This window comes from Sphingomonas sp. Ag1 (genome assembly GCF_000980895.1).
GTDB classification, from domain to species: Bacteria; Pseudomonadota; Alphaproteobacteria; order Sphingomonadales; family Sphingomonadaceae; genus Sphingomonas; species Sphingomonas panaciterrae.
This window is the reverse complement of sequence record NZ_LAZX01000094.1, coordinates 399406-411260: the sequence shown is the minus strand read 5'-3', so window position 1 is coordinate 411260 and position 11855 is coordinate 399406. Positions and strand designations below refer to the sequence as shown.

Sequence of the window (11855 nt, the reverse complement as noted above, 5' to 3'; positions counted from 1 at the left end):
TTTCGAAGGGCCATGATCCAACGCAGGAACGTTCACACTTCACTGCTGTTTGGCACCGTGAGGAGCTTCACATGAACGCCAATGCGCGCCTGACTACCCTGACCCGGATCGGCTTCGCGGCGCGGGGACTGCTATACATCGTCATCGCGGTGCTGGTCCTGCGTACCGGGCGGGCAGAAGACCAGAGCGGCGCGCTGGAATATCTTCGCGAAGGCGGCGGCCAATTCCTGCTGGGCGCGATGGCGGCGGGACTCGCCGCCTACGGCATATGGAGGCTGACCGATGCCGCCTTTGACCTCGAACGCCACGGATCAGACCGTAGAGGCGTTTTCGAGCGGCTGGGGGCCGGAGCCAGCGGTGTCGTGCACCTTTTCTTCAGCTGGCAATCGGTCCGTCTGATGCGCGGCGTGGCGCTGTCGGGTGACGGTACGCAGGAAGGCACACAGACTGCCCTGCAGATGCCGGGTGGATGGGCACTCGTCATCGTGGGCGGCATCATCCTGCTCGCGGTCGCCGCAGTACAGCTCATGAAAGCGGTAAAGGGATCATTCCTGCGCTACATTGACCCATCGATTGCCCGCCGTCCCTGGGTGCAATGGTGCGGTCGTGCCGGCTACGCCGCGCGTGGTTTGGTGTTCTTGATCAGCGGCTACTTCCTTGTTCGCGCCGGAATGGAAGGCCAGGCAGACGAGGCCGGCGGCATGGCGCGTGTCCTCGCATGGCTCAGCAGCCCCTTTGACGTGATCATCAGCGCAGGCCTGCTCGCATTTGGGTTATTCACCCTTGTCGAAGCGCGCTATCGCAGGCTGCACGACGTGCCGGTCGACCAAGCGATCCGCCGCGCGACAAGCTGGTCGTAGCGGGCTGCAGGCGCGTCGACCTCGGCGACGCAACGTGATGGCGGACGGGGTGGGATTCGAACCCACGGTAAGCGTAAACCTACGGCGGTTTTCAAGACCGCTGCCTTAAACCACTCGGCCACCCGTCCGGGGACGGCTCTCCTATCCTGCGATCAAGACAAGCGCCACTGCGTTGTCATCTCCGACAAGCGATTGTGCACAAAATAAAAGGGCCGGCCCATCAAAGGTGCCGGCCCATATGTCAGCCGAGACGAAAAGTCGCGGCTCCTGCGATCAGCAGGTGGAGGTTACTTGCGAAGCGTAAGTCCGCCACCGAAGCGCTTGTTGAAGCGCGCCACCTGACCGCCGGTGTCGAGCATCTGGCCCTTGCCACCGGTCCATGCCGGATGCGCCAGCGGATCGATTTCGAGCGTCATGGTGTCGCCTTCCTTGCCCCAGGTGGAGCGGGTTTCGTACACCGTGCCGTCCGTCATCTGGACCTTGATCATGTGGTAATCGGGGTGGATATCTTTCTTCACAACTCAATCTCCGACGTGGCTGGTTACCGACCAGCCGAAAGGAAGCGGCGCGCTTAACAGAGGAGCGCGGCCCACGCAATCATTGCTATGGTCGCTGCCGATCAGGCCGCAGGTGGATCCGCGATCATGGCGGTGAACTCACACTCGGCCGCCAGCTCGCCTTCGATCAAGGCACGTCCCGCGAACTTGCACACCCGCGCACGCTTTTGAACGAAGCTGACTTCCAGCCGAAGCAAGACACCGGGTTCGACCGGCTTCCGGAACTTCACGCCGTCGATCGACATGAAATAGACCAGCTTACCCGTGCCGGCGAGGCCAAGGCTTTCGACCGCAAGCACGCCCGCCGCCTGTGCGAGCGCCTCGACGATCAACACGCCGGGCATGATCGGCCGACCGGGGAAATGCCCCTGGAAGAATCCCTCGTTGATCGTCACCGCCTTGATGGCGACGATCGACTGATCAGGCACGAGCGTTTCGACCCGGTCGACGAGCAGCATCGGATAGCGATGCGGCAGCGCCGCCATCACCCGCGTCACATCTAGCGGGCCGATGGCGGCCTTGGTCTGCACGTCGGTCATCCCGAGCTGGCTCAGCGGCCCTGCGTCTGCGCAGCAGGAGCCGGTGCGGCGCCCTGCTGGCCCTGGCCGCCCGGATGCCAATTCGCCGGCGGGGTGATCCCGACGCTCGGCACTGCCTTGTCGAGCTCAGCGGTGATCGACGAGGTGATGTCAGCGGCCGGCTGGGCGAAGAGCGCAGCTTCGGGACGCAGCAGCAACGACACGTTGCGGGCGCGCACGGCGGCCTGAACGGCGTCGTTCAGCTTCGCGCTGATCTGCTCGATGGCATAGGCCTCTGCGCGCTGCGCCGGCTGCGTCAGGCGGGTGAGTTCCTGCTGCGCTGCCTGCTGCTTGGTCTGGATCGCCTGCGCCTGCGGACGCAGCGATGCTTCGGTCGCGCCGGGCGCGCGCGCTGCCGTCTGATATGCGGTCACGAGCGGCTGCAATTCGGCCTGAATCGCGTTGCGGCGCGTGTTCGCCTGATCCAGCTGAGTCTTGTACGTCGATTGGATCTGTGCGCGAGCCGCAGTCCACGCCTTCGAATTGGCGACGGCCTGTTCCGGGTTCGCGACAGCGATGCCGGACACCTGCGCAGCGGCGCCGCCGGCAGCAAACGTACCGGGGACTGCGATCGCGGCAGCCATCAGCATGAGCTTGAACTTGGTCATCAGAACTGAGTCCCTACGTTGAAAGTGATAAGCTTGGGGTCATCGCCGCGCTGCTTGATGAGAGCGCGGGCGACGTCGATGCGAAGCGGACCGAACGGCGACGTCCAGTTCACACCAAAACCGATCGACAGACGCGGCTTTGCGGAATTGCCGAGGAAGGTCTCGACAAAGGGCTGAGACGCGATCTGCGGCGAGTTCGGGATGATGCCGTTACAACCGCCGCTGCCATCCGGAATACCGGCGGCGCAGGTGGTCGAGACGTTCGCGCCGGCCGGCGTCGAGTAGAAGTAGAGCGGGTTGCCCGCGGCGTCCTTGAGCGGAAGCGGCAAGACGACGGTGTTGCCGTTCGCATCCGTGGTGGTCGGGAATACCGCGGTCGGTTCCGGTCGTGTGATATTGAACAGACTGCCGGCCTGCACATAAACGGACGGACGCAAGCCCAGCTCGCGCGCGCCCGAACCCAACGGGATCTCGAGTTCGATGCGGCCAAGATAATAGGCTTTGCCGCCCAGCGCGTCGTCGATGATCTGGTCGCGATCGGTGATCAGGACCTGCGCGCCGTTGGCGTCGGTCGTGAAATACTGGCGCAGCACGCGCGGGCCGACGCCGCGGATGTCGAAGCCGCGGAACTGCGGCTCACCCAGATAGAAGCGGTCGGTAATCCGGATCGGATCTACGCCGGGACGCGGGCTGCTTTCAAGCGCGTGAATGTAGCCGCCTTCAGCGAGCGCCGAGAGAATGAACCCGCCGCCGATGCCCCAATATTTCGCCGCGTCAGCGCGCGTCCGCAGGTACTTCACGTCACCGCCCAGCCCGGCGAAGTCCTGGCTGAAGGTAAAGCGCTGCCCCGCCGACGGCCGCAGGCGGCTGTTCAGGCTGTCGTAGATCAGCGAATAACCGACCGACGACGTCAGACGATTGCCCAGAGCGTCGCAGAGATAGCGACCCGCGAGCAGCGGATCGCACTGACCATCGCGGAAGAACGCGGTACGATCCAGCGTCACTTCGTCATACGACAGCCCGTAACGTGCCGAGAGCGACCAATATTCGGTCAGCGGCACGCCGGCACGAACCTGGAAGCCGGTGGACACCTGGCTATACGTGGTTTCGCGGCGGTTGTTGACGAAGTTGAATGCGTTGAAGTCGCGCCGGAACACGTCGACGCCGACGGCGATGTTCTTGTCGAACAGATAAGGCTCGGTGAAGCCGAGCTCGACCGACTTCGAATAACTAGAATAGTTGACGCCGAAGCGCAGTTCCTGGCCCTTGCCGCGGAAGTTGCGCTGCGTCAGGTTGAACTGAAGGATGAAGCGCTCGAGGCTGGAGAAGCCCGCGGAGAGCTGCAGTTCGCCCGTGGCGCGCTCTTCGACGTTGGCGCCCAGGATGACGCGATCCGGCGCTGAACCCGGCGTCTGCTTGATCTCGAACTTGTCCTGGAAGAATCCCAGGCTGTTGATGCGGTCCTGCGAACGCCGCACCTGGAAGCTGTTGAACGCGTCACCTTCCGCAAGACGGATCTCGCGGCGGATCACCTTGTCCTGAGTCTGCGTATTGCCGGTGATGTCGATTCGCTCGACGTAGGTGCGCTTCGCCTCGCCGATGTGGAAGTTGATCGACATGGTCAGCGAGTCGCGATCGCGCTGAAATTCAGGGCTGATCTCGGTGAAGGCGTAGCCGAACAGACCCGTGGTCTGGCTGAGGCTGTCGACCGTGTCCTCGACCAGCTTGGCGTTGTACCAATCACCCTTCTTCAGCGGCAGCGTCTTCGCCAGCGCCTTGTCGTCGAAGTCGCGGATGTCGCTGTCGACCGTGATGTCGCCGAATTTATAGCGGGGCCCCTCCTCCACCACATAGGTGATGATGAAGTCTTCCTTGTCCGGCGTCAGCTCGGCTACTGCGCTCGTGACGCGGAAGTCGGCATAGCCTTCGGTCAGATAGAACTGGCGCAGCTTCTGCTGGTCATAAGCCAGTCGGTCCTGATCATAGGTCGTGTTGGACGACAGCAGGCGGAAAAAGCGCGCCTGTTTCGTTGCCATCTGCTCGCGCAGCTTGTCGTCGTCGAACACCTCGTTGCCGATGATGTTGATCTGACGAACCTTGGACTTGGGCCCTTCGCTGATCTCGAACACCACGTCGACGCGGTTCTGATCAAGCGACACCATCTTGGGCTCGACACTCGCGCCGAACCGGCCCTGGCGGCGATAAAGCTCGACAATACGCGCGACGTCCTGACGCACGGCACTGCGGGTGAAGACCTGCCGCGGCTTAAGCTTGATTTCCTTCGTGATCTTGTCGTCCTTGAGGCGCTTGTTGCCCTCAAGGATCACGCGGTTGATGATCGGGTTCTCACGCACCCGAAGCACGATGTCGCCGGTCTCCGCCCCTGCGACGGTCACATCGGCGAACAGGTCGCTGGCGTACAGATCCTTGATCGCCTGATCGAGCGACTCGTTGGTGTACGGCTGTCCGATCCGCAGCTTCGTGTAGCTGAGCGCCGTATCGGGCTCGATACGCTGCGAGCCTTCGACTCGGAGCGAGCGAATCGTCCGCTCCACCGGCGTAGCGCTAGGTGCCGGCGCGACCTGCTGCTGAGCCGCCGCACCAGGCTGGGCCGTAGCGGGCGCACCTTGCGCAAGCGCGACCGACGGAATGCCGGTCAGCATCGTGCAGCCGAGCAGCATGGCCGCAGCGCGCGGTCGAGCAAACGAAGTGTTCAAAATAGTCACCATTCCACCCCGGTAAGCCCAAACAAGCCCCTGCACGCGCCCTGCCCTCGAATCGTTAGCCGATCAAGCTTGCGAGACTTTGCCACAGTCCGAAATTTCCCAGATCATTGAAGGTCACCAGCAACATCAGGCCGAGAATTGCCGCCAGCCCTCCGCGAAATGCCCATTCCTGCACCTCGGGCCCGACCGGCTTACGACGGACCGCCTCAATGGCATAGAACAGCAGGTGTCCGCCATCCAGCATCGGAACTGGCAGCAGGTTGATGAACCCAAGGTTGATGGACACCAAGGCGATCAGGAACACGAAGGCGTCCGCGCCCAGGGTGATCTGTTCGCCAGAGACCTTGGCGATCGATAGCGGCCCACCCAATTCCTTCACCGATCGCCGACCGGTGATGATCTGGCCGATCGTTTCCACCATCATGGACACGATCTCCCCGGTGCGTCGAACCGCCACCACCGGTGCCTCGAACAAGCTCACGGGAACGGTGACGCGGTCGCCGCGTGCGATCCCGAGCATGCCGATCCGGTAGTTGTTGCCGAACCGGTCGGTCTGCTGGTCCACCCCGATCGTGACCGGGAGCGTCTGAACCTGACCATTCCGTTCGAAGGCGACCGTCGTCTTCTCTGCCGGATGAATGCGGGTGTACGACAGCATGTCCTCGAAGACGTGGATGTCACGATCGCCGAGCCGAACAATGCGATCACCGGGTTGCAACCCTGCCCGCGCGGCTGCGCTGTTTTCCAGCACCGTGCCGACAACCGGCGGTGTCCGCGTGTCGCCATAGGCCATGGCAAAACCGCCAAGGATCAGCATGGCCAAGAGGAAATTCACGACTGGCCCAGCTGCTACGATGATCGCGCGCTGCCATACCGGCTTTGCCTGGAACGTCTGGTTTCGCTCCTCTTCGGGGAGCGCGAGCCATTCGGCGGAAGGCTGGCTCACCGCGTTCATGTCCCCGGCGAAGCGGACGTACCCACCGAGCGGCATCCAGCCGAACTTCCATCGCGTCCCGCGTCGATCGGTCCAGCCGGCGATTTCGCGGCCGAAACCGATAGAGAATGCATCGGCTTTCACACCGAACCAGCGCGCGGCAAGGTAGTGCCCCATCTCGTGCACAAACACGAGCGGGCCAATGACCAGGACGAAGGCAAGCAGCGTAAGCAGCAGGCCAGGAGATTCGATCAAGCGGCGCGTCCCTTCACACGCTTCTCCGCAATAACCCTCGCCTCACGGTCGACTTCAAGGACCGCTTCAAGCGTGTCGGGCGCTGCCGGGGAGAAGCGATCAAGCGTATCGGAAACGATTGCGGCAATTTCGAGGTAGCTGATCCGGCCGCCAAGAAACGCTGCGACGGCAATTTCATTGGCAGCGTTGAGGATGGCCGGTGACCCGCCGCCCTCATTAAGCGCGGCGCGCGCTAGGCGCAGAGCGGGAAAGCGTTCCTCGTCAGGTGCTTCGAAATCGAGCCGCCCGACCTTGATAAGGTCGAGCCGCTCACCAGGTGTCGGCATCCGGTCCGGCCACGCCAACGCACAGGCGATCGGCGTGCGCATGTCCGGCGTGCCGAGTTGGGCCAGCACCGACCCATCGACATATTCCACCATGGAATGGATCACCGACTGCCGGTGGACGACAATCTCGATCTGTTCGGATGTCACCGGAAACAGGTGAAACGCCTCGATCAGCTCGAGGCCCTTGTTCATCATGGTTGCGGAATCAACCGAGATCTTAGCGCCCATCGACCAGTTCGGATGCGCAACCGCCTGCGCGGGTGAGATGTCCTGCATCGCCGCGAGCGAGCGATCGCGAAACGGACCACCGCTGGCGGTCAGGATGATGCGGCTGACCCGCTCCGCCATCCGTGCATCGAGGCACTGGAAAATTGCGCTATGCTCGCTGTCGACCGGCAGCAACGTTGCCCCGCTCTGTCGAACGGCGCGGTTCATCACGTCACCGGCCGAGACCAGCGCTTCCTTGTTGGCGAGGGCCAGCGTCCGGCCCTGCTCCACCGCCGCCATGACAGGTTTCAAACCCGCGCAGCCCACAATTGCCGCTACTGTGATGTCCGCGTCCATCGACGCTGCTTCCTCAACGGCAGCAGCGCCGCCGGCAGCCTCGACGCCAGTCCCTGACAAGGCATCGCTGAGGGCCGTCAGGCATCTTTCGTCCGCGACGACCGCACGCTTGGCATTGGTCCGAATAGCCGCGGCGGCCAGCCGTTCGACATCGCAATTGGCGGTGAGCGCGACCACTTCGAACATCTCGGGAGAGCGTTCGAGCAGGTCGAGCGTCGATGTGCCGATCGAGCCGGTGGCGCCCAGGATCGTGACGGTCTTCATCGGTAAAGGTACGGCGCCACGACGAGGAGAGCTGCGACAGGCGCGACCGGCACGACACCATCGAGCCGATCCAGCAGCCCGCCGTGGCCAGGCAGGATGTTTCCGGAATCCTTCACGCCCGCACGCCTTTTGAGCCAACTTTCATATAGATCGCCTCCCTGCGCAAGAACCGCCAGGAACGGCGTAGCAAGCGTCATCCGCCATGGCAGACCATATTGGACGTGAAGCACAATGGCCAGCAGGCTCGCCGCGACAATGCCACCGATCAGCCCGGCCCATGTCTTGTTCGGCGAGAGCTTCGGCGCAAGCTTCGGTCCGCCGATCGAGCGACCGGCGAAGAACGCGCCGATATCCGTCGCCCAGACGAGCGACAATGCCCAGAATGCCCATAGCAACCCCTCATCCTGGCGTCGCAGAAAGATGAGGGCCAGCACCGGCAACCCGCAGTAGATCACCCCCTGCGCCAGCGACCGTCGGCGGGTCACGATGGCGACGAAGAACGCCGCCCCGACCAGAAGCCCCAAGGCGAAGAAGTCGTGCACTTCCAACACCAGGGTGGCAGGCGCCATCACCGCCAGTGGGACAGACAGGCTATATTGCGCCAGGCGCTTCTCGCGCGCGGTCGCTTTCTGCAGATCCGACCACTCCGCCATCATGAACAACGAGATGACCACCGCCAGCAGCCAAAATGCAATGTCGCCGAACAGCAATGCCATGCTGGCCACCGCAATCATGACCACGCTCGCGATCATCCGCATCCGCAGATTGGACGGCGTTCGCAGCTTCGCGTCGGGGGTCGTCACAACCCGCCAAACCGCCGCTGCCGATTGCCGAAGGCGGCGACGGCCGCGTCCAGATCGGCCGGGCCGAAATCGGGCCAGAGCGTGTCCACGAACAGCAGCTCGGCATAGGCCGCCTGCCACAGCAGGAAATTGGACAGCCGATGCTCGCCGGACGTCCGGATCAGCAGGTCGAGTGGTGGAAGGTCGCGGGTTTCCAACTCCGCCTCGATCGCGGCTGCGTCAATCTCTTCAGGAGCCTTGTGTTCCGCCAGGCGGCGTGCGGCGCGCACCAGTTCTGCCTGCGCACCATAATTGAGCGCAATCGCTAGCACGGGGCCAGTGTTCGCCTTGCAGCGCGCGACGGCGTCGTCGATCAATGCAACCACGTCGCTGGGAAATTTGCGGTAATCACCCAGGATTTTCAGCCGCACATTCTCGCGGATCAGCTCGGCGAGATCACTGCGGATGAACAGCCTGAGCAGACCCATGAGGTCGCCCACCTCTTCAGCCGGCCGTCGCCAGTTCTCCGACGAGAAGGCGTAGATGGTCAGCGCCTCGATGCCGATCGCACGAGCATGGCGAGTCACACGGCGCACGGCCTCGACCCCTGCCTTGTGGCCGGCAGCACGCGGCAGAAGCCGCTTCTTCGCCCAACGGCCATTGCCATCCATGATGATGGCAACGTGGCGCGGCAACGGAGCCGTCCTTCCGCTCGCGAGGACAGGCGCGACGCTCACCGCGACGTCCCCGACGCTCGGGCGGCAGAGGCATGCCCCCTGCACGCCCCCAACAGCAGACGCTGCAGGCCCGTCACTTTCCGAGGATTTCCTTTTCCTTCGCGCTCGCCGCCACATCGATCTCGGCGATCGTCGCGTCTGTCAGCTTCTGCACCTCAGTCTCGTGTCGCTTGCGCTCGTCCTCCCCGAAGACGCCCTTCTTCTCGTCCGTCTTCAGGTTGTCCATGCCGTCGCGGCGGACGTTGCGCACGGCAACCTTGGCCTTCTCCGAGTAAGAGCCGGCCAGCTTGGCGAGTTCCTTGCGGCGTTCTTCGGTAAGGTCGGGGATCGGCAGGCGCAGCGTGGTGCCATCGTTGATCGGGTTGAGGCCAAGGCCAGCCGAACGGATCGCCTTTTCAACGGGACCGACGTTGCTCTTGTCCCACACCTGCACGCTGAGCATCCGGGGTTCGGGCACCGACACGGTGGCCACCTGGTTCAGCGGCATGTGCGAACCGTAGACCTCGACCGTCACAGGGTCGAGCAAAGCGGTGGACGCACGCCCAGTGCGAAGACCTGCCAGATCGCTCTTCAGGGCTTCAACGGCACCGGCCATGCGGCGCTCGAGGTCCGCCTTGTTATACGCGGGCATCGATCATCTCCTGTTCGTTGGTGACGATCGTCGATACGCCCTCACCTCGCAGCACGGCAGCGAAATTGCCATGCTCCCGGATATTGAACACGACGATCGGAATGTTGGAATCGCGGCACAAGGCGACCGCGCTAGCGTCCATCACCTTCAGGTTCTTGGACAAGACATTGTTGTACGAGATCGTCTCGTACCGCGATGCGCCGGCGACCTTCTTGGGATCCGCATCGTAAATGCCGTCGACGCTGGTACCCTTGAAGAGAGCATCGCAGTTCATCTCGGCAGCGCGCAGGGCGGCGCCGCTGTCGGTAGTGAAGAAGGGCGACCCAACACCGGCGGCGAAGATCACAACCCGGTTCTTCTCCAGGTGGCGAACGGCGCGTCGCCGGATGAAGGGCTCGCACACTGACTGCATCGGGATCGCCGATTGCACGCGGGTGTCGACACCGATCTGCTCAAGGGCGTTCTGCACCGCGAGGGCATTCATGACCGTAGCAAGCATGCCCATATAATCAGCCGTTGCGCGCTCGAACCCTTGCGCTGCCGCGGCAAGCCCCCGGAAGATGTTGCCGCCGCCAACGACGACGCACAGCTCATACCCTTCCGCCTTCACGTCAGCGATTTCCTCGGCAACCCGGGCCGTCACCGTCGGATCGATGGACACCCCGTCCGGCCCCATCAACACCTCACCCGAGAGTTTCAGGAGGATACGCTTGTACGTGGGACTGGTCATGGGTTCCGATGTGACTTGGGAAGAGCGGAGCGGACCTTAGGGATGCGATTGCAGGCTCGCAACCACTGTGTCGCTGGCGAGAGTGGTGACGGCGGAAACGAAAATCGGGCCGCCCGCCGCCGCCTGCTCCATGAGAGCAAGCCAGCGGCGGGCGAACCCGAATGATGGCCGTTCACTCGCTTTTCAGCGGAACGGCCGTCAGATCGCGCTATCAGGCGGCCGGTTCGGCCTGCTTGCTCTGCGGCACACCCGAGGCTGCAGCGACTTCGGCAGCGAAGTCAGATGCTTCCTTCTCGATGCCTTCACCAAGCTGGAAGCGGACATAGTCCTTCAGCACGATCGGGGTGCCGGCGTCCTTTCCAGCCTTTGCCACGACGTCGCTGATCTTGGTCTTGCCGTCCATCACGAACAGCTGGCTGACCAGCGCGTGCTCCTTGCGGTACTTGGCGATCGAGCCTTCCACCATCTTGGCGATGATGTCGGCCGGCTTGCCGCTCTCGCCTGCCTTCTCGGCCGCGATGGCGCGCTCGCGTTCGATTTCCGCCTCGTCGAGATCCTCTTCGTTCAGCGCCTTCGGGAAAGCGGCGGCGACGTGCATCGCCAGCTGCTTGCCGAGAGCCTGAAGGACGTCATGGGCCGCTTCGCTCTCCAGCGCGACGAGCACGCCGATCTTGCCCAGGCCAGGTGCCTGCTGATTGTGGACGTAGCCGACGACAGCGCCCTTCGACACTTCGAGCGTCTTTGCGCGACGAAGCGACTGATTCTCGCCGATGGTCGCGACGTTGTTCGTCAGAACCTCGTCGACCGTCTTGCCGCTCGGCATCTTCTCGCCCTTGAGCGCCTCGACGTCGCCGCCGGTCGCTAGCGCGATTTCCGTCACTTCGCGGACGAACTGCTGGAACTGGTCGTTCTTGGCGACGAAGTCCGTCTCCGAGTTCACCTCGACCGCAGCGCCCTTGGTGCCACGAACCGCGATTCCGACCAGACCTTCGGCTGCCGTCCGGCTGGACTTCTTCGCCGCTGCGGCGAGGCCCTTGGTGCGCAGCCAGTCCATCGCCGCGTCCATGTCGCCGCCGGTCTCGTTGAGCGCCTTCTTGCAGTCCATCATGCCGGCGCCGCTCTTTTCGCGCAGCTCCTTGACCATTGCTGCCGTGATATCGGCCATCGTCCTAGTCCTCTTTATCGATCCCGTCGGCAGGATCAGCTCATATGAAAACCCGTTCGTCCGGACCTGTCGAAGTGCCATCTATCTGCGCCGCACAGCGAAGGAAGGATGGTGCCCCGACAAGCCCGGCACGAACGG

Annotated in this window: 12 protein-coding genes and 1 tRNA gene; 1 reads left to right on the top strand and 12 read right to left on the bottom strand. The window is 63.3% G+C overall.

Annotated features, from left to right (window positions below; translation table 11 throughout):
* Window positions 1-71: 71 nt before the first annotated feature.
* A complete protein-coding gene (locus tag XM50_RS14805) occupies window positions 72-860 on the top strand; it encodes a DUF1206 domain-containing protein (RefSeq protein ID WP_046410566.1) in 789 nt (262 codons plus the stop codon).
* A gap of 38 nt (window positions 861-898) precedes the next feature.
* On the opposite strand, the gene XM50_RS14800 is transcribed toward XM50_RS14805, so the two are convergent.
* From XM50_RS14800 to tsf, 12 genes are all read right to left on the bottom strand, one after another.
* A tRNA-Ser gene (locus XM50_RS14800) sits at window positions 899-988 on the bottom strand.
* Between the two features lie 159 nt (window positions 989-1147).
* Window positions 1148-1378 (bottom strand): 50S ribosomal protein L31, encoded by a 231-nt coding sequence (gene rpmE, locus XM50_RS14795; RefSeq protein ID WP_046410564.1) that lies wholly within the window; start codon window positions 1376-1378, stop codon window positions 1148-1150.
* A 101-nt stretch (window positions 1379-1479) separates the two neighbouring features.
* Complete coding sequence (gene fabZ / locus XM50_RS14790; protein WP_046410562.1) at window positions 1480-1956, bottom strand: 3-hydroxyacyl-ACP dehydratase FabZ; 477 nt, start codon at window positions 1954-1956, stop codon at window positions 1480-1482.
* 11 nt (window positions 1957-1967) lie between these two features.
* Window positions 1968-2603: an OmpH family outer membrane protein gene (locus XM50_RS14785; protein WP_231621992.1), complete on the bottom strand. Its 636-nt coding sequence runs from the start codon at window positions 2601-2603 to the stop codon at window positions 1968-1970.
* Window positions 2603-5332 (bottom strand): outer membrane protein assembly factor BamA, encoded by a 2730-nt coding sequence (gene bamA / locus XM50_RS14780; RefSeq protein WP_082103107.1) that lies wholly within the window; start codon window positions 5330-5332, stop codon window positions 2603-2605. Before bamA ends, XM50_RS14785 begins: the two co-directional genes overlap by 1 nt.
* Before the next feature lie 52 nt (window positions 5333-5384).
* Window positions 5385-6518 (bottom strand): RIP metalloprotease RseP, encoded by a 1134-nt coding sequence (gene rseP, locus XM50_RS14775; protein ID WP_046410561.1) that lies wholly within the window; start codon window positions 6516-6518, stop codon window positions 5385-5387.
* Window positions 6515-7672, bottom strand: coding sequence for a 1-deoxy-D-xylulose-5-phosphate reductoisomerase (locus XM50_RS14770; protein WP_046410559.1), 1158 nt, complete (start codon window positions 7670-7672; stop codon window positions 6515-6517). Before XM50_RS14770 ends, rseP begins: the two co-directional genes overlap by 4 nt.
* Entirely contained in the window at window positions 7669-8424 is a 756-nt protein-coding gene (locus XM50_RS14765) for a phosphatidate cytidylyltransferase (protein ID WP_231621991.1), read from the bottom strand. The genes XM50_RS14770 and XM50_RS14765 overlap by 4 nt, the downstream gene beginning before the upstream one ends.
* 47 nt (window positions 8425-8471) lie before the next feature.
* On the bottom strand, window positions 8472-9149 hold the full coding sequence (locus XM50_RS14760) for an isoprenyl transferase (protein ID WP_269430574.1): 678 nt from the start codon (window positions 9147-9149) through the stop codon (window positions 8472-8474).
* Between the two features lie 115 nt (window positions 9150-9264).
* Window positions 9265-9822 carry a ribosome recycling factor gene (gene frr, locus XM50_RS14755; RefSeq protein WP_046410555.1) on the bottom strand — a complete coding sequence of 186 codons (558 nt, stop codon included), beginning with the start codon at window positions 9820-9822 and terminating at the stop codon, window positions 9265-9267.
* On the bottom strand, window positions 9809-10552 hold the full coding sequence (gene pyrH, locus XM50_RS14750) for a UMP kinase (protein WP_046410554.1): 744 nt from the start codon (window positions 10550-10552) through the stop codon (window positions 9809-9811). The genes frr and pyrH overlap by 14 nt, the downstream gene beginning before the upstream one ends.
* A 211-nt stretch (window positions 10553-10763) precedes the next feature.
* Entirely contained in the window at window positions 10764-11717 is a 954-nt protein-coding gene (tsf, locus tag XM50_RS14745) for a translation elongation factor Ts (RefSeq protein ID WP_046410553.1), read from the bottom strand.
* Window positions 11718-11855 lie beyond the last annotated feature (138 nt).

Coding starts and splice junctions, on each gene's coding strand:
- bamA (WP_082103107.1), bottom strand. CDS start 5,332: ATGGTGACTATTTTGAACACTTCGTTTGCTCGACCGCGCGCTGCGGCC.
- pyrH (WP_046410554.1), bottom strand. CDS start 10,552: ATGACCAGTCCCACGTACAAGCGTATCCTCCTGAAACTCTCGGGTGAG.
- XM50_RS14765 (WP_231621991.1), bottom strand. CDS start 8,424: ATGATCGCGAGCGTGGTCATGATTGCGGTGGCCAGCATGGCATTGCTG.
- XM50_RS14785 (WP_231621992.1), bottom strand. CDS start 2,603: ATGACCAAGTTCAAGCTCATGCTGATGGCTGCCGCGATCGCAGTCCCC.
- XM50_RS14805 (WP_046410566.1), top strand. CDS start 72: ATGAACGCCAATGCGCGCCTGACTACCCTGACCCGGATCGGCTTCGCG.
- frr (WP_046410555.1), bottom strand. CDS start 9,822: ATGCCCGCGTATAACAAGGCGGACCTCGAGCGCCGCATGGCCGGTGCC.
- fabZ (WP_046410562.1), bottom strand. CDS start 1,956: ATGACCGACGTGCAGACCAAGGCCGCCATCGGCCCGCTAGATGTGACG.
- XM50_RS14770 (WP_046410559.1), bottom strand. CDS start 7,672: ATGAAGACCGTCACGATCCTGGGCGCCACCGGCTCGATCGGCACATCG.
- tsf (WP_046410553.1), bottom strand. CDS start 11,717: ATGGCCGATATCACGGCAGCAATGGTCAAGGAGCTGCGCGAAAAGAGC.